Genomic DNA, 17,019 nt, shown 5'->3' on the forward strand with positions numbered 1-17,019 from the left:
TTTCCAATTAGCTCAGAACAATGTAGTAAATTTAACTTATGAAACCAAGACTTTATCACATCGTGAGTCCAGAGTGGTGGGCTGAATTTTCGGATTTAGATTATTATGAATCTGAAACCCTTGCCGTAGAAAAATTTATTCACCTTTCTACTTTTGGGCAAGTACAGGGTACGCTCAACAATTATTTTGTAGGCAAAGCTCATTTGTTGTTATTGCATCTTGACATTGATGCTTTGACGGCCGAAACTCGTTTTGAAGACGTTCCTCATGGCGGAACTTTTCCGCATTTATACGGCAGACTCAACAAAAGTGCCATTACAAAAGTTGAAGATTTGTACCCAAATCCAGACGGAACTTTTACTTTTCCTACTGAATAGCACAAAATTCAATGGTAAGATTTCAGAAACCCCGTAAGTAATTTTTACTTCACGGGGTTTCTTTAGTAATTAAACCTCAGAACTTTGTGCAATGTTTAGTGGTTTTATTGAAAGAAATTATTTTAAAAGCATGTTATACCCACAAAATATAGAACAAAAATTAGGATTCGACCGCATCAGAGAACACTTGAACGAATTGTGTGTGAGTTCGCTGGGAAGAGCCTTTGTCAACAAAATCCGATTTGCAGATAATTACGATTTAATTCAAAAAATGATTCGGCAAGTAGCCGAAATGAAAGATATTTTGGCTTTTGAGCCTCAAGCTTTTCCTTCACAGAATTATCTTGACGTAAATCTTCAACTTTCAAAAGTGGCAATTGAAGGTGCTTTCTTGACGGAAGAAGAGTTTTTCGACCTCAAACTTTCGCTTAGAACCATCCAAGAGTGTTTGCGTTTTTTTGATAATAAAGAACCAGAAGCCTATCCGCAATTGAGAGAATTAGTCGGAACGGCTTTTTCGGCTGATTTGAATCTTCGTCAAATCTTGGATTCTTTAGACAAAGTAATCGACGACCGTGGTAAACTGAAAGACAATGCCAGTCCCGAATTACAAAGTATTCGTCGTAGAATTCAAAGTCAGGAATTAGACTTACGTAAAAAATTAGAAAGTATTCTGAAAAATGCCCGTTCAAACGGCTGGGTTTCTGACGATTTTTCTTTGACTTTGCGTGGCGGAAGAATGGTAATTCCTATCGCTGCCGAACACAAACGTAAAATTAAAGGCTTCGTTCATGATGAATCTGATACTGGCAAAACTGTATTTTTAGAACCGACCGAAGTACTGGAAGCCAATAACGAAATCCGTGAATTAGAATCAGCCGAAAGACGTGAAATCATCAGAATTTTGATGGAACTCACCACGAGAGTACGTCCACACGTTCCCGTTTTGCGAAAAGCTTATACTTTTCTGGGCATCATAGATTTTATCAGAGCAAAAGCTCGCTTGGCAATTGAAATCAATGGAGTAGCACCGCTCAGTTTGAATAGCCAAATCGTAGATTGGAAAAATGCGGTTCATCCTTTGTTGTTTCTTTCTTTCAAAAAACAAGGAAAAAAAGTACAGCCACTGACGATAAAATTGGATTCAGAACAAAGAATTTTATTGATTTCTGGTCCAAATGCAGGAGGGAAGTCGGTAACATTAAAAACTTTGGGCTTGGTGCAATATATGTATCAGTGCGGTTTGTTAGTGCCAATGTCGGAGTATTCTACGATTGGAATTTTCAGAAGTGTATTTATTGATATTGGCGATGAGCAAAGTTTGGAAAACGATTTAAGTACTTATTCATCGCACCTGACGAACATGAAGTACTTTTTGATTAATTCGGATAGAAAAACTTTGTTTTTGATTGATGAATTTGGAACAGGTACAGAACCCACTTTGGGCGGGGCAATTGCCGAGAGTATTCTGGAAGATTTGAATCGTTCGGGAGCTTATGGAGCAATCAATACGCACTATACAAACCTCAAAACCTTTGCCGATAAAACAAAAGGATTGGTCAACGGAGCGATGCGTTACGATGCCGAACACCTTGAGCCTTTGTATGAATTGGAAATCGGGAAGCCGGGAAGTTCTTTTGCGATAGAAATTGCTTATAAAATTGGTTTGCCAAAAGCAATTATTGATAAATCAAAGCAAAAAATTGGTAATCAGCAAGTAAGTTTTGAAAAGCTTATCAAAGAATTAGAAATTGAAAAGAAAGTATTTGCGGATAAAAACGTTGAAAATGCCCAAAAACAACGCAAACTTGACCAATTATTAGAGCAATACAACTCGTTGAAATCGTATTTAGAAACAGAAAAGAAAACGATTTTAAATACTGCCAAAATCCAAGCGAAAGAATTAATTAAGAATACAAACCAAAAAATCGAAGCAACGATTAAGGAAATTCGTGAGCAAGGAGCGGAGAAACTGGCAACCAAAGAAATCCGACAAGATTTAGTGGATTTTCAAGAAAGCTTAGTACTTGAAAAAGTAAATCCTGTTGCGAAAAAGCCAACACCAAAAGAGGAGAAAGAAAAAGAAGAGCGTGAAGAAATTGAAGTGATTTTAGGCGAAATTTCTGTGGGTTCTTTGGTCAGAATCAAAGGTCAGGAAGCTTTAGGAGAAGTATTGAGTTTGCGTGGAAAAGATGCCGAAATTGCCATTGGCGATTTGAAAACAACGGTAAAAATCAATCGTTTAGAAAAAATTTCTCGCAAAGAATACAAACAGAAAATTTCATCAAGTACCAAAATTGTGGGCGTTGATATGAATGATAAATTGATGAATTTTTCATTCAATCTTGACTTACGTGGAAAACGTGGCGAAGAAGCTTTGGTAGAAGTAGATAGGTTTATGAATGACGCCATCATGGTTGGTTATGATGAACTTAGAATTGTTCACGGAAAAGGTGATGGAATTTTGAGAAATCTCATTCGTCAGCATCTTAGAGGCTATAAGCAAGTTGCCAGCACACAAGATGAACACGCAGATAGAGGAGGAGCGGGGGTTACTTTGGTGAGTATGCGATAATAGAATTATGAATTATTAGATATGAATTATGTCTTTAAGGTTCTAAAAATTAGTTGTTTAGCTATATTATAGTTTACTTTTATCTTTTCGCATTGATAAGATTTGACAAATTTTAAATTTGCCAAATCTTATCAATAGCATTTATTTACAAAAAGCCTTAATTGCTTCTTTGGCATCAGGATAGCCTAATCGGTTTGCCATTTTGAAACTCAGGCAACTATCATCTGATTGACCTTTTTTCTGCTGAACAATTCCCAACGCATAATATGCCTTTCCAAATTGCTGGTCGGCTTTCACGGCTGCCATAAAATCTGATTCTGCACGAGCTAATTCACCCAACTGGAAGTAAATATTACCACGGTTGTACAATGCGTTTGTTTCATTGGGATTTAGCTTAATGGCTTTGTCGAAATCGACAATTGCTTCCTCTGTTTTTTGTAAAGCCGCCAAAATAATTCCTCTTTTTACATACAACTCAGCCGTATCGGGTTGCATCGAAATAGCTTTTGAACAATCTTGAAACGCTCCTTCCCAATCAGATTTTTCCATTTTTACCGAGGCACGGTTGAAGTAAGGTTGATAGTTGTTTGGGTCGAGTTTGATTGCCTGTTCGTAATCCAAAAGAGCGTTTGTGTAATCTTTCAATTCAAAATTTGCTGCTCCACGCATATTGAAGGCTTTGGCATTTTCAGGGTCTTTGTCGATGGCTTGATTCAAAAATTCAACTGCTTCTTTGGCTTTTCCTTGTTTTAATTGTTCCTTAGCTTTTTCAATAAAAGCGTCTGAAGAACCCGTACAAGCCGTCAGAAATCCCAAAAATGAGGCTAAAACCAAAAAATGATTAATTTTTTTTAAAATATTTTTAACTGTCATAATATTATTTAATTAACTGTAAATCAAAAGGTCACCCCTCAAATTTTGCTGTTTTTGTGAATTATTGAAGAAAAACTTTCCTCAAAGTTGCGGTGAAGGTTTTGAAAAAACAACAAAATCTGCCATCTTTGTGTCGGCAAATTACCAGCTCCCTCCGAATCCCCCAGGTCTTGACCGAAGCAAGGGTAGGCAGGTTGTAGCGGTGAATTTGCCTTTTTTTGTTTTATAACGTTTCATCTCAATTTTTCCTTCATCAAATTTTCAAATCATTAAAGAAACATTAACTGTTCTATACTGTTATATTTTTTTAAATAATTTCTCTGCTTTGTCAAATGCTTTTCCTAATTTTGCAACGAAGTATTATTAATTGATAAAATACTTTGATTGACAACATAGCTCATTCTTGTTATATTTCTCAAAAAACAAATCACATGAAATTTTTTATTGACACAGCCAATCTCAAAGAAATCCAAGAAGCTCAGGATTTAGGCGTATTAGACGGAGTAACTACCAACCCATCTTTGATGGCGAAAGAAGGCATCAGCGGAAAAAACAACGTACTTAAACATTACAAAGCCATTTGTGATATTGTTGAAGGCGATGTTTCTGCTGAAGTAATCGCTACGGATTTTGAAGGAATGATTCGTGAAGGTGAAGAATTAGCTGAATTAGATGAGAAAATCGTTGTGAAAATCCCAATGATTAAAGACGGCGTGAAAGCTTTGAAATACTTCTCTGAAAAAGGTATTAAAACAAACTGTACTTTAATTTTCTCGGCTGGACAAGCATTATTAGCAGCAAAAGCTGGTGCTTCTTATGTTTCTCCATTCATTGGTCGTTTAGATGATATTTCATTTGATGGTATCCAATTAATCGAGCAAATCCGTACTATTTATGATAACTATGGTTTTGATACTGAAATCTTAGCGGCTTCGGTTCGTAACCCAATTCATATTATCAGATGTGCTGAAATCGGTGCAGACGTAATGACTGGTCCACTTTCTGCCATGTTAGCTTTATTGAATCACCCATTAACGGATAGCGGTTTGGCGAAATTCTTAGCTGACCATGCTAAGACGAATGCTTAAATAGCTTTCGGATTTCGGTTGTCGGCATTCGGATTTTAAATTTTGGTGTAAACAGCAATAAAGATAAAAGCTCTTCAAACATTAAAGTTTGAAGAGCTTTTTTTTGGAGAATTTGAACATCGAATACTGGCAATTAAGTTTTGAGTATTTTGAGGTTGAAATTTTGAAATCCAAATAGCCAATCTGAAATCCGACGACCGAAATCCGAAATCCAACATCCAAAATCAATTTATCGGTACAACCACCTTCACACTCACATTTCGCCCCATATTAAAAACGCCCTGTCTGCCAGTACTCAGGTTTGTATCTAAATACTTCAATCTACTTTGGTGGCTTTGATAAGCTTTGTCTAACACATTATTGACATTCAGATAAAGGGAAAATAAAGCCTGTTTTTTTCGATTAGTGACCGTTGCACCAGTACCGATATTCAAGAGTGAATATGCAGGCGTAAAAGTTTCGGTATTGTATGCCAACAGTACTTTATTTTGTTGTTGGTTATGTTCCAATTCTAAAGTCAAATAAGCATTTCTGAGATTTTTCCCCCAAGTATCTTTAGTCAATTTTAGGGTAGTCAACCAGCGAGGCGGAGGCATAAAAGGAAGATATTTCGCTGAATCGTTTTTCGCTGAAAGATTTACACCATTGACGAGCGAATAACTTTCAGTGATACTCAACCAACGAGCAGACATGGGATTGAAAGTAAGTACTGCCTCCATGCCCAAAAGCCTTGCGTTTCCTTGCTGATAACGAAAAGCAGGGACTCCATTGATGATAGAATCTTGCCCAGCCCCTGTTTGCACACGCTCAGAGAAAGTATAATTTTGAATGCGATTACTGAAAAAATTAACATCAGCATACCAAGAAGTATTTTCATAAGTAAAACCCAAATCATTCTGCAAAGAAACTTCTGATTGCTGATTAATATTCCCGATTTCGTAGCGGAAAGTACCAGCGTGTTCGCCATTGGATGAAATTTCTGGAACGGAAGGTGCTCGAAAACCACGAGCAAGATTTGTTTTTACAGAAAGTAAATCATTGATTTTATAAACCGCCCCAAAACTTCCCGTAATATTTTTGAAGTTCTTCTCAAAACCTGAAAAACGTTCAGTAGTATTGCTCGAAGGTGACGTTTGGAATTTCCCCTCTGAATCAATGTATAATTTTTCGATATTAAGCTGACGAATGTCAAAACGCAAACCACCGCTGAGGATAAGTTTATCTATTTTCTTTTTTGTAAAAACAAAAATTCCATTATCAAGTAAATTGAAGTTCGGATAAAGTGTTTCATTGCCACGATTATTCATTTTTTGAAGCATTCCATTTGTGCCAATGGTTGTTTCAAAATTGTTTTTTTCTGGAAAATTAAAGCGGGTATCATAATAAAGTGTTTCTAAAAAAAAGTATAAATCAGCCTGAAAAGGTTTGAAAATATTTCCATACTCTTTCCGTCTGTTTTGAGAATAAGCAAGGTTGAAACTCAAAGTACTTTTACCCAAATTCAAATAATTATTCCATGAAATTTTGTAGTTTTCTAACTGCTGTGAGTTTGAAGGATTGATAGTTGGATTTTCTAAGGCTTCTTTTGAAACTTGTTGTTTAACTACTTTTCCGTTCAATAAAGCACTTTGTGTAAAATTACCGAAGACATCTCTTGTGCCATCAATGATATTGATGTTTTGTCCAAATTTTGAAAAGTACAAACGAGAATATCCCCATTTTTTATTCAGTCCAATCATGCCAGAATAATCCAATTCATTAAAGGCTGAACCATTTACTAAGCCATCGTAAGGATTTTGATAATTGCCAGCATTTTTGTGGCTCAAACGTCCAGTCCAAATAAAGCCATTTGTATTACCGCCCAAATTGGCTGAAATTCCCTGTAAAGTATTATTTGATTGAAAATTATACAAAATACTCCCTCTGATTTTCCCTTCTTCGGTAGGCGTTGGTGAAATCACTGAAATAACCCCACCCAGACCATCAGAGCCATACATCAATGAGCCAGCTCCACGAATGATTTCATAGCGTTCAATCGAAAACTCGTCGATGTGCAAACTGTGTTCTTCGCCCCATTGATTATCTTCTTGTCGAACGCCATCGTGTACGGTAATTACTCGGTTAAAGCCCAAGCCTCTGATAATAGGTTTTGAAAGCGTTGGCCCAGTCATAATTTGCGATACACCCGGCAGTTTTACGATAGCATCTACCAAATTTGTAGAAGCACTTTGTAGCCATTGCGTTCGAGAAAGTGCCGCAATAGGAACAGGACTTTCTTTGACTAAGGTTTTTACTCCCGCACCCGTCACTACCACTTCTTCGAGCGAAGTAGCCGCATTATCCATGATAAAATGTTGGATAGTTTCGCCAGCAATGGCAATTTTTTGAGTAAGGGTTTTATGAGAAACATAACTGATTTGTACCGTAAATGTGCCTTTGGGAAGGTTTTTGAGATGAAAATCCCCATTTACATTCGTACTTGTACCAGTTCTCAGTTCGGCTATATAAATGTTTGCTCCAATAACGGCTTCATTGTTTTCACGATGAAGTACTCGTCCTTTCAAGCTATTTTGTGCATGACTAATTCTACCAACAAGTAACATCCCGAGAATACTTGTGAATAAGTAAATTTTTGTCTTCATAATATTATTCTAATTTAAAATTTAGGTTTATCTAAAAATTAAACAAATATAGAGCAAAATATTTAATGAGGCGTATATAATACTTTAAATTTTTCGGCAAGATTATTGTTTGTGAATCAACTCCAAAGAGCTGTGAAGAGAAGAAAAAAACTTGGAATGGAAAGAGATTTCGGTAAGAGTGTAGAATAAAAAATTGTTATTCTTAATCCAAGGGCATATTTTTACAGTTTTTAGGGCTCGAATTTTTATACTAAAGCCGACAAAGAAATTCTTAATTTTATCAATTTGTCAGTATATTTGAATAAATAACTTACTTAATTAAAAATGTTTACATCAGAACCCGTAGTTGTCGTTGAGAATACTTATGTTTATCATAAAGAGCGTATCATTTTGAGCGATGTTAATTTTAATATTAATAGAGGTGAGTTTGTTTTTTTGATTGGTCGAACTGGAAGTGGCAAGAGTTCACTTCTAAAGACTTTGTATGCTGATCTTTGGCTTCAACAAGGGCGAGCCAAAGTAGTAGGATTTCCGATTGAAACTTTGAAAGCTTCTGAACGTCCGTTTCTTCGCCGAAAAATTGGTGTTGTATTCCAAGACTTTCAGTTGTTTATGGACAGGAATGTACAAGAAAACCTTTTATGGGTTTTAGAAGCAACAGGATGGAAAGATAGTGCAAAGATGAAAGCAAGAATTGCTGAAGTATTGATGCAAGTAGGTATGTCTGCCTCTCGTGATAAAATGCCACATCAACTTTCGGGTGGCGAACAGCAGCGAGTAGTAATCGCAAGGGCTTTATTGAATGAACCGCAGATACTTTTTGCTGATGAACCAACGGGAAATCTTGACCCAGAAGTTTCGAGCCAAATTATCAAGCTTTTTCATGAAATCAATAAAGCAGGGACAGCCATTTTAATGGCAACCCACGATTTTGATATGATTAGGAAATTCCCCGCTCGCATTCTTAAATGCGAAAATGGGGAAGTAAAAGAAGAGCTTGGAAGTAATTTAATTGTTGAAAGTAGTATTTAGAATTTATAATGTACAAGATTGCCTAATGTAGTAATAATAAGTAACACTGATTTATTGAAATTTAATGCCTACCTATCATTTTATAAAATGCCAACCATGAAAAAATTACTATTAGTATTTTCACTTTTTTTTACCCTTGAAACTGATGCACAGATAACAAAAAACAAAGAACCTTTTGCTAATACTTTTTCGATTGTAGCAAGAGATATGAAAACTGGAGAAATGGCCGTAGGTGTACAAAGCCATTTGTTTAGTGTGGGTACAACGGTAAGTTGGGGACAAGCAGGAGTAGGCGTAATCGCTACTCAGAGTTTTGCCAACAAATCATTTGGCATCAGAGGGTTAAATTTGATGAAAAATGGAAAAACAGCCGACGAAGCCCTAAGTATTTTGTTATCAGGTGACACAGATAAAGAGGTTCGACAAGTAGCCATCGCAGATGCAAAAGGAAACATTGCAGTATTTACAGGGAAAAATTGTGTGGAATATGCTGGACACGTAAAAGGACTAAATTTTTCGGTACAAAGTAATATGATGCTGAATAATAAAGTACCCGAAGCGATGTCTCGTGCTTTTAAAGAGAACTGGAAATTACCATTGCCCGAAAGAGTAATGAAAACTTTAGAAGCAGGTAGGTTAGCAAGTGGCTCTATCAAGGGAAAACAGTCTGCGGCTTTATTGGTAGTAAAAGGAACAGCCAGTAATAAACCTTGGGACGATGACCATTTGATTGATTTGAGAGTTGATGACAAAGAAATGCCTTTGGCTGAGTTATCAAGATTATTGAAAGTAAAAAGGGCTTATGAACATCTGAATGCTGGAGATTATGCTATTGCTTCAAGTAATGTAAAAAAAGCAATGGACGAGTACCATGCAGCCATAAAGTTGTTGCCCAACAGTGCTGAAATGCAATACTGGACGGCCATTTCAATGGCAAACAATAATGATATTAAGAAGTCTTCGCAAATGTTACAAAAGATTTATTCCAAAGAACCCAACTGGCGTGAACTTACCAAAAGGCTTACAAAAGTAGGTTTATTGAATGTTTCAGAATGGGAACTCAAAGAATTGGTAAAATAAATTTTAACAAAAAATAACAAAAAAAACAGCAATAAAACGCTGTTTTTTACATTTTAAGGGTTCTGATACTATAATCGGAACTTTAAAACAATCTATAATATGCAATATTCAATTCTGTGGGCAGATGATGAAATCGACCTGCTCAAACCATATATCATGTTTTTGACCCAAAAAGGGTATGAAGTAACGCCTGTAAATTCTGGTGCTGATGCTTTGGAAGAAGTAGAAAAAAAGAAGTTTGATGTAGTTTTTTTGGATGAAAATATGCCAGGAATGACTGGGCTGGAAGTTCTTCCTAAAATCAAACAGCTAAAGCCAAATTTACCTGTGGTGATGATTACTAAGTCGGAAGAAGAGGATATTATGGAAGAAGCAATTGGGTCAAAAATTGCAGATTATTTGATTAAACCACTCAATCCGAATCAAATTTTATTGTCTGTTAAAAAAATATTAGACAAAAAAAGGCTCGAAGAAGAAAAAACAAACTTATCGTATCAGCAAGAGTTCCGCCAATTGGCAATGCGTTATCAAGATAGAATGAATCATGCTGAATGGGCAGAAGTATATAAAAAACTGCTTTTCTGGGAATTGGAAATCGACAGAACTGAAAATAAGTCGATGGCAGAAGTAATGAATATGCAGAAATCAGAAGCCAATGCTAATTTTTCAAGATTCATTACTGATAATTATGAAAATTGGTTGAACGACCCTAAAGGAAATAATCCTATTTTATCACATCAATTAATGCGAAAAAAGGTTTTCCCATTACTGAGAGAAGACTCTCCACTTTACTTTGTTTTGATTGATAACCTCCGTTTTGACCAATGGAAAGTATTGGAAGGACTCATTCAAGACTATTTTTCGGTAGAAGAAGAATCTACTTATTATTCAATTTTGCCAACTACTACGGCTTATGCTCGTAATGCTATTTTTTCGGGATTGATGCCTTCGGAAATAGAAAAACAATATCCAAGACATTGGGTGCAAGATATTGGCGATAGCGAAGACGAAGAAGGATTTAACCAAAACGAAGAGTTTTTCTTTCAAGAGCAAATTCGTAGAAGTAGAATGCCTTTTGCAGTGAAAACTTCTTATCACAAAATTATTCATAATAACCAAGGCAAAAACTTAGTTGAAAACTTCACCAAGTTAAGTCAAAATCATTTGAACGTGATTGTTTACAATTTCGTAGATATGCTTTCACACGCCAGAACAGATATGGCAATGATTAAAGAACTTGCTCCTGATGAATCTGGTTATAGAAGCCTTACGGCCAGTTGGTTTTCGCATTCACCTTTGTTTGATTTACTCAAGAAAATTTCTGATAAAAAGGGAAGATTAATCATCACCACCGACCACGGAATGATTAGAGTACAGAATCCCGTAAAAATTGTGGGAGACCGTTCGGTAAATACCAATTTAAGATACAAACAAGGTAGAAATTTGAACTGGGACGATGAAAACCATTTGTTTATTTGTAGAAAACCAGAGCGTTTTTTCTTACCAAAAGTAAACGTTTCGACAACCTACGTTTTTACAAAAGATGATTACTTCTTGGCTTATCCGAACAATTATAACCATTACGTCAGTCATTACAGAAATACCTTTCAGCATGGTGGAATTTCATTAGAGGAATGTATCGTGCCATTTGTCTATCTAACGGCAAAATAAAAATAAAAAGGCTTGGAAATATATCTTTTCCAAGCCTTTTTATTTTATAAAAGCCTTTTAATGGCTTCTTGTATATCCTCTGGAACATCAATGCCAAAACTATCATAAGGCGTAATGGCAATCTTAATTTTAAAACCATTGGCCAACCAACGCAATTGCTCTAAAGACTCTACTTTTTCTAATAAAGCCATTGGTAATTTGGTGATTTTTTTAAGTACATCCACTCGGTAAGCATAAATGCCAATGTGTTTGTAATAATCATGGGCATTCAGCCACTTATCTTTTTCGATACCTCTCAAGTAGGGAATCGTCTGGCGAGTAAAGTAGATTGCTTCAAGGTGGTTATCAAAAATTACTTTTGGAGTATTCGGGTTAAAGAGTGTATCTTCATCCTCAATTTGCTTGACAAGCGTAGCCAGTTCTGTTTTATCGTTTAAACATTCTGCCAAAATGTCAATTTGTTCGGGTTGAATAAAAGGTTCATCTCCTTGAATATTAATGATATAATTGTAGCGTTGGTATTTTTTGCCCTCAGCTTTTCGTTCGGTTTTGCTGATGATTTCAAAAGCCTCGTAGCAACGGTCTGTTCCGCTCGGATGTTTTGATGAAGTCATCACGGCATTACCACCAAAGCCTATTACATGATTGAAAATACGTTCATCGTCGGTAGCAACCACTACTTTTGAAAGAGCTTTAGACAGCGAAGCTTGTTCATAAACTCTTTGAATCATGGATTTACCTTGAATTTCTACTAATGGTTTTCCGGGGAAACGAGTAGAAGCAAAACGAGCAGGGATAATACCTAAAATTTTTAACACAGCGTAAATATTGAATCGGGTTGAGAAATATGTCTTGATTTGATTGCTCAAATGACAAGAAGCTGTAAAATAACAATAAAATCTATGTTAAAAAAAATAGAAGAAATTTTCGATGGAAAAATATGGAATTTAGCTTTTGGTGAAAAAGTGGTGGTACTTGAAATTAGAGATGAACTAAAGCGACAAGTATTTTTTTCTGCAATTAATTTAACTACCAATACTTTTTTTTGGAAAGACTTACAACCAGAAAAATCATGGTGGTTGAGTTTGGTAGGAGTTTTCGGAGATTTCGTTTTTTTGCACAAGTATTCAAACCAATCGAAGCCAGAAGCCTTGGGATTGTTGGTACTTGATGTAAAAACTGGCACATTAGTTCATCGTTTTGACGATTGGATTTACTTTAATACTGAAGAAGATAAGTTGATTTTATATCGACTTGACAAAGATAATCTTCCAATTTATAAAGAAGTTGAGCTTGTTTTACCAAAGCCAGAAATTGAAGAAAACAATCTGATTAATCATTATACCGAAACAAGCGAGTATTTCCCTTTAATCTTTAAATTTTTGTACCATTTATTAAAAATTGAGGCAGAAAAAGCAGTAGATTATCTCGAAGTAAATGATAAAATTGTAATTTCTTATTATATTTACAAAGAAAATCAGTTTCATAATTATCTGTTAATAACAAATAAAGAAAAAGAAATTCTACTTCACGATTTTATTAACTCAAGTGAAGGAATTGGTATCAACACCTTTTCTACTAAGTCTGACACTTTATTTTATGTTAAAAATCAAAATCAACTCATCGGATATGAAATATAGCCCTAAGTCCGTTGCATCATTTGTAATTACCTTAGCATTGTCAACGATTCATTTGTCTTCTTTTGCAACAAAGGCATTAGTGGATTCCGTTGGAGTAAGAAGAGAAGGTACTAAAACCTATGTTATTCACAAAGTAGAACCCAAGCAGACGCTTTATGCTGTTTTGAGAAAGTATGGTATTACCATGTCTGACTTTCATGCAGCTAATCCGGGGGTTTCTGAAAGTATCAATATTGGTCAGTTAATAAAAGTTCCTTATAATAAACCTTATAATCCGAACGCCACTGCTGCTCATTCGCCTTCTACTTATTCTCCGTATTTATATCAGTCAAGTGGTCAGACAAATACGCCAGCACCATCTACTTATGAGCAACCAAAATCGTCAACTCATGTGGTAGAAGCGGGTCAAGGTCTGTTTAGCATTGCGGCTAAATATAGAGTTTCGGTTTCAGATCTTAGAAAATGGAATAATCTGTCAGTTGACCAACCAATCTCTGCTGGGCAACTTCTGATTGTAGATTCCAAAGAGTATGAGCGAGTGAAAAAGCTTATCGAGCCACCAACAACAACGAGATACCAAGAACAACCCATCGTTTCAAGACCATCAGAAGTTGCCACCGAAGCACCAAAGTATAAACAACCTTATCGTGCTGAAGAACAACCAGCCGTAGAGACAAAGCCAACGACTGAAGTTGTAAGAACAGCATCAGGTTATAAAAGAACCATAGAAACAGGTTTAGCTGAATTGATTGATGTAGAAGATAGCTCTGGGAAATATTTAGCACTTCATCGCTCGGCTGGAATAGGTACTTTACTGAATGTGAAAAACTTAGCCAACGGACAAAGTATTTGGGTAAAAGTGGTAGGTAAACTTCCAGACATCGGTAGCGATAAAGTAATTCTTAAACTTTCGCCAAGAGCTTTTGAGAAGCTGAATCCAACAGAAAAGAGAATTAGAGCGGAAGTGAATTACATGACTCCATAACAAAATGCGACGCAATAAAAGACAAATTACTTTTGGGCATATCGTGTTTAATGTGCTTTATACATTAGCATTTCCTGCCATCGCTACATTCGCATTTTTATATACAGTTTTAGTTTGGATTTTTTCTATTCCTTCTAAAATCATTGCGTTTGTTGCTTCTAAAATTAAATAAATTGAATACTCGGCAAACTTCTTTTCAAGAAAATGCCGAGTATTTTTATTTTATCATCATCACATGACAAACTACGTTGCTGATTTATTAGCAGAAAATTACTTGAAGTATAATCAACCTGATTTTATTCCGAACGACCCCGTTTCTATTCCTCACCTTTTTTCTAAAAAAGAAGACATTGAAATCATGGGTTTCTGGGCTGCTGTTTTGGCTTGGGGACAAAGAAAGACTATCATCAACAAGTGTAAAGAATTGATTACTTTAATGGATGGAAGTCCTTACGATTTTATAATGAATCATCAAGAAGCTGATTTAAAGGCTTTTTTGTCCTTCAAACATCGTACTTTCAATGCTACTGATACCTTGTATTTTATCGCTTGGTTTCAGGATTTTTATCAAAAACACTCGTCATTAGAAGAAGCATTTTTGGTAGGTGAACTTCCTAATGAAAGTAATATCAAAAACAATCTGACGGCTTTTCATGACCTTTTCTTTAGTTTAGAAGAATATCCTGAAAGAACTCGTAAGCATATTGCTACGCCCATCCGAAACTCTTCATGCAAACGCTTAAATATGTTTTTGCGTTGGATGGTACGAAAAGATAGCTACGGCGTAGATTTTGGAATTTGGGAAAATATCTCAAGTGCCAAGTTGATTTGTCCTTGCGATGTGCATGTTGAAAGAGTAGCCAGAAAATTAGGCTTAATAGAAAGACCCAAACCCGATTGGCAAATGGCAGTAGAATTGACAGAAAACCTAAAATTACTCGACGCAAACGACCCCGTAAAGTACGATTTTGCCTTGTTTGGTTTGGGGGTAGAAGGGGAGATGTAGTAAGTGAGAGTGCTGAATTATGAGTGAGGAGTTAGGGCTGTCGAAGGATTTTATTTCGTTCTAAATAGTTCTTATTTTCAGCATTTTTTGCGTAGGGGCAACCCTTTTGGATGAGGAGTTTTAAATTAAATGAATAGTATAAGTAATATTTTTTAAAATGAAAATTTCAAAAGAATCATTCGGGCGTTTTACCGAATATGTTTTATCGAATTCAACTACTGGCGAATCAGTATCACTTTTGCCAGCATTTGGAGGCATCATTCGTAAAATGCTTTTAAAAAAAGCTGAGCATCTGTACAATGTAATTGCTTGTGCTGAAAGTGACGAGCAATTGGTAAAAGAAATGGCAGCTTATCCTTCTGCTCATTTATTTCCGTGGGGAAACCGTGTAAGAGATGGGAAATATTCTTTTGAAGGGATAGATTATCAATTACCAATCAACGAAGTGCCATTAAATAATGCTATTCATGGTTTTGTGGCTTTTGCTGATTTTGAGGTAGTTGAGGAAAAAGTAACAGAAAATGCCGCAAGCCTAACGCTTCGTTACGACTATAAAGGCAATCATTTTGGTTTTCCTTTTCCCTTTGTTTTAGAAATTACCAATATTCTTTCTGCTGAATGTGGTTTTACTTTGGTTTATTCAATCAAAAATGCGGGAAATACTTCAATGCCTATCGTTTTGGGTTGGCATCCTTATTTCAAAATTGAAGGCGAAACGGTGAAAGATTGGACGGTTGAGTTCCCTGCTATAAAGCAGTCTATTCCTGACAAACAAATGATTTCGGTAGATACTAAAACCGTTGATTTTGGTGGAGCAGTAGCTTTAGCAACACAAAATTTAGATGCTGTTTTTGCGGTAGAAAAGAGGGAAAGAGTAAGCACGATACTTCATTCTATACCGAAAGATTTGTCTATCAATGTTTGGCAAGAAGCTTTGGAAAAACAATTCAATTTTACCGTTGTGTATATTCCACCAAGTCGTGACTGTGTAGCTATTGAACCAATGACAGGCAATACAAACGCTTATAATTCGGGAGATGGCTTGCTTACTTTAGCCGCTGGTGAAAGCTATTTATTGAGTTGTGGAGTATTCTTATCATAAAATAAAAAGGCTGTTTCTAAAGTAAAGAAACAGCCTTTTTATTTTAGCTTTATTTTTTTCGATGCTGAATTCTTTCATACACCATTTGTATAATACCATCTTTCAAACCTAAATCAGGTACTAAAATTCGTTCAGCTCCTGCCCATTTCATTACTGATAAGTAAATCTGAGCCGCTGGTACGATTACATCGGCACGGTCGGCATTGAGGCGAAGTTTATTGATTCTTTCTTCATACGTAAATGAAGCTACATAATCTTTTAAGCGAGATAATTCATCAATACTGATTGAAGTTTCATCGAGATGATTGGTAGAAATATTAAACAATTTGCTGATGTTTCCGCCTGTACCTACTGCGGTAATGTTGGCATTTTGTACATCAATATTGTTTTCAATCCATTTCTTCATTTTTTCCCAATCGCCTTCACGTTCCTTGTGTTCCAACAAACGCACAGAGCCAATTTTGAATGATTTAGAAGCAATTTTCTTTCTTTCAGAATAAATATTTAATTCAGTAGAACCTCCGCCTACGTCGATGTGCAAATAATTGGCATCGTCTAAGGCTTGTACTACTACGTCATTGATAAGTTCAGCTTCTTTTGCTCCTTCAATAATATTGATTTTCATATCCAAAATTTTATGGATACGAGTAATGACTGCTTCGGCGTTTCCTGCTTCACGCATTGCCGAAGTAGCACAAATCATATAATCTTTTACTTCGTGTAAGTCTAATAAGAGTTTGTAGGCGTTCAATAACTTAAAAATTCTAACCTCAGATTCAGGGCTAATTTCTCCGTCATTAAATACATCGTGACCCAAACGCAAAGCAAAACGAACGTATTCTACTTTTTTGAAGCTTATTTTTCCATCGTTTTCAAGAACTCTTGAGATTTGCATTCTGGCGGCGTTCGAGCCGATGTCAATTGCGGCAATTTTCATGAATAAAATGT

The 17,019-nt window shown here is 35.8% G+C and carries 15 protein-coding genes; 11 read left to right on the forward strand and 4 right to left on the reverse strand.

Annotation, left to right across the window (positions count from 1 at the left end):
- Nucleotides 1-38: 38 nt before the first annotated feature.
- Together VB248_RS02305 and VB248_RS02310 are read left to right on the forward strand one after the other, a co-directional pair.
- A complete protein-coding gene (locus VB248_RS02305; RefSeq protein WP_323295116.1) occupies nt 39-377 on the forward strand; it encodes a DUF952 domain-containing protein in 339 nt (112 codons plus the stop codon).
- A gap of 130 nt (nt 378-507) precedes the next feature.
- Nucleotides 508-2,952 (forward strand): endonuclease MutS2, encoded by a 2,445-nt coding sequence (locus VB248_RS02310; protein ID WP_323295117.1) that lies wholly within the window; start codon nt 508-510, stop codon nt 2,950-2,952.
- A gap of 141 nt (nt 2,953-3,093) precedes the next feature.
- Here VB248_RS02310 and VB248_RS02315 read toward each other — a convergent pair whose 3' ends face one another.
- Nucleotides 3,094-3,825 (reverse strand): tetratricopeptide repeat protein, encoded by a 732-nt coding sequence (locus tag VB248_RS02315; RefSeq protein ID WP_323295118.1) that lies wholly within the window; start codon nt 3,823-3,825, stop codon nt 3,094-3,096.
- Between the two features lie 431 nt (nt 3,826-4,256).
- Here VB248_RS02315 and fsa point away from each other — a divergent pair, with 431 nt between their 5' ends.
- Nucleotides 4,257-4,913, forward strand: a complete 657-nt coding sequence (fsa, locus tag VB248_RS02320; RefSeq protein ID WP_323295119.1) for a fructose-6-phosphate aldolase — start codon at nt 4,257-4,259, stop codon at nt 4,911-4,913.
- A 224-nt stretch (nt 4,914-5,137) separates the two neighbouring features.
- Here the strand turns inward: fsa and VB248_RS02325 are convergent, their stop codons facing one another.
- Nucleotides 5,138-7,555 carry a TonB-dependent receptor gene (locus tag VB248_RS02325; RefSeq protein ID WP_323295120.1) on the reverse strand — a complete coding sequence of 806 codons (2,418 nt, stop codon included), beginning with the start codon at nt 7,553-7,555 and terminating at the stop codon, nt 5,138-5,140.
- Between the two features lie 324 nt (nt 7,556-7,879).
- Here VB248_RS02325 and VB248_RS02330 point away from each other — a divergent pair, with 324 nt between their 5' ends.
- The 3 genes from VB248_RS02330 to porX all read left to right on the forward strand — a co-directional run bounded on the left by VB248_RS02330 (nt 7,880) and on the right by porX (nt 11,338).
- Nucleotides 7,880-8,587, forward strand: a complete 708-nt coding sequence (locus tag VB248_RS02330; RefSeq protein ID WP_323295121.1) for a cell division ATP-binding protein FtsE — start codon at nt 7,880-7,882, stop codon at nt 8,585-8,587.
- Between the two features lie 96 nt (nt 8,588-8,683).
- Nucleotides 8,684-9,667 (forward strand): DUF1028 domain-containing protein, encoded by a 984-nt coding sequence (locus VB248_RS02335; RefSeq protein WP_323295122.1) that lies wholly within the window; start codon nt 8,684-8,686, stop codon nt 9,665-9,667.
- Nucleotides 9,668-9,766: 99 nt separating this feature from the next.
- Nucleotides 9,767-11,338, forward strand: a complete 1,572-nt coding sequence (porX, locus tag VB248_RS02340; protein ID WP_323295123.1) for a T9SS response regulator signal transducer PorX — start codon at nt 9,767-9,769, stop codon at nt 11,336-11,338.
- 44 nt (nt 11,339-11,382) lie between these two features.
- Here the strand turns inward: porX and kdsB are convergent, their stop codons facing one another.
- Nucleotides 11,383-12,165, reverse strand: coding sequence for a 3-deoxy-manno-octulosonate cytidylyltransferase (gene kdsB / locus VB248_RS02345; RefSeq protein WP_323295269.1), 783 nt, complete (start codon nt 12,163-12,165; stop codon nt 11,383-11,385).
- Between the two features lie 75 nt (nt 12,166-12,240).
- Between kdsB and VB248_RS02350 the strand changes: the two genes are divergently transcribed.
- The 5 genes from VB248_RS02350 (at nt 12,241) to VB248_RS02370 (ending at nt 16,071) form a co-directional block, all read left to right on the forward strand.
- Nucleotides 12,241-12,978 (forward strand): DUF4905 domain-containing protein, encoded by a 738-nt coding sequence (locus VB248_RS02350; RefSeq protein ID WP_323295124.1) that lies wholly within the window; start codon nt 12,241-12,243, stop codon nt 12,976-12,978.
- Nucleotides 12,968-13,963 (forward strand): septal ring lytic transglycosylase RlpA family protein, encoded by a 996-nt coding sequence (locus tag VB248_RS02355; RefSeq protein ID WP_323295125.1) that lies wholly within the window; start codon nt 12,968-12,970, stop codon nt 13,961-13,963. Before VB248_RS02350 ends, VB248_RS02355 begins: the two co-directional genes overlap by 11 nt.
- Nucleotides 13,964-13,967: 4 nt before the next feature.
- Entirely contained in the window at nt 13,968-14,135 is a 168-nt protein-coding gene (locus VB248_RS02360; RefSeq protein WP_323295126.1) for a hypothetical protein, read from the forward strand.
- A gap of 63 nt (nt 14,136-14,198) precedes the next feature.
- The gene (locus VB248_RS02365) at nt 14,199-14,969 is read left to right on the forward strand and encodes a TIGR02757 family protein (RefSeq protein ID WP_323295127.1); all 771 of its coding nucleotides are present in this window, start codon (nt 14,199-14,201) and stop codon (nt 14,967-14,969) included.
- Between the two features lie 157 nt (nt 14,970-15,126).
- Nucleotides 15,127-16,071 carry an aldose 1-epimerase gene (locus VB248_RS02370; RefSeq protein ID WP_323295128.1) on the forward strand — a complete coding sequence of 315 codons (945 nt, stop codon included), beginning with the start codon at nt 15,127-15,129 and terminating at the stop codon, nt 16,069-16,071.
- 49 nt (nt 16,072-16,120) lie between these two features.
- Here the strand turns inward: VB248_RS02370 and VB248_RS02375 are convergent, their stop codons facing one another.
- Complete coding sequence (locus tag VB248_RS02375; protein WP_323295129.1) at nt 16,121-17,008, reverse strand: Ppx/GppA phosphatase family protein; 888 nt, start codon at nt 17,006-17,008, stop codon at nt 16,121-16,123.
- Nucleotides 17,009-17,019 lie beyond the last annotated feature (11 nt).

This window comes from Arcicella rigui, from assembly GCF_034929435.1.
In the GTDB taxonomy this organism is placed as follows: domain Bacteria; phylum Bacteroidota; class Bacteroidia; order Cytophagales; family Spirosomataceae; genus Arcicella; species Arcicella rigui.

Excerpts from the sequence above, each read along its gene's own strand:
- VB248_RS02305 (WP_323295116.1), top strand. The coding sequence starts at position 39 with ATGAAACCAAGACTTTATCACATCGTGAGTCCAGAGTGGTGGGCTGAA.
- porX (WP_323295123.1), top strand. The coding sequence starts at position 9,767 with ATGCAATATTCAATTCTGTGGGCAGATGATGAAATCGACCTGCTCAAA.
- VB248_RS02375 (WP_323295129.1), bottom strand. The coding sequence starts at position 17,008 with ATGAAAATTGCCGCAATTGACATCGGCTCGAACGCCGCCAGAATGCAA.
- VB248_RS02350 (WP_323295124.1), top strand. The coding sequence starts at position 12,241 with ATGTTAAAAAAAATAGAAGAAATTTTCGATGGAAAAATATGGAATTTA.
- VB248_RS02315 (WP_323295118.1), bottom strand. The coding sequence starts at position 3,825 with ATGACAGTTAAAAATATTTTAAAAAAAATTAATCATTTTTTGGTTTTA.
- fsa (WP_323295119.1), top strand. The coding sequence starts at position 4,257 with ATGAAATTTTTTATTGACACAGCCAATCTCAAAGAAATCCAAGAAGCT.
- VB248_RS02335 (WP_323295122.1), top strand. The coding sequence starts at position 8,684 with ATGAAAAAATTACTATTAGTATTTTCACTTTTTTTTACCCTTGAAACT.
- VB248_RS02370 (WP_323295128.1), top strand. The coding sequence starts at position 15,127 with ATGAAAATTTCAAAAGAATCATTCGGGCGTTTTACCGAATATGTTTTA.
- VB248_RS02365 (WP_323295127.1), top strand. The coding sequence starts at position 14,199 with ATGACAAACTACGTTGCTGATTTATTAGCAGAAAATTACTTGAAGTAT.
- VB248_RS02325 (WP_323295120.1), bottom strand. The coding sequence starts at position 7,555 with ATGAAGACAAAAATTTACTTATTCACAAGTATTCTCGGGATGTTACTT.
- VB248_RS02310 (WP_323295117.1), top strand. The coding sequence starts at position 508 with ATGTTATACCCACAAAATATAGAACAAAAATTAGGATTCGACCGCATC.
- VB248_RS02360 (WP_323295126.1), top strand. The coding sequence starts at position 13,968 with ATGCGACGCAATAAAAGACAAATTACTTTTGGGCATATCGTGTTTAAT.
- VB248_RS02330 (WP_323295121.1), top strand. The coding sequence starts at position 7,880 with ATGTTTACATCAGAACCCGTAGTTGTCGTTGAGAATACTTATGTTTAT.
- VB248_RS02355 (WP_323295125.1), top strand. The coding sequence starts at position 12,968 with ATGAAATATAGCCCTAAGTCCGTTGCATCATTTGTAATTACCTTAGCA.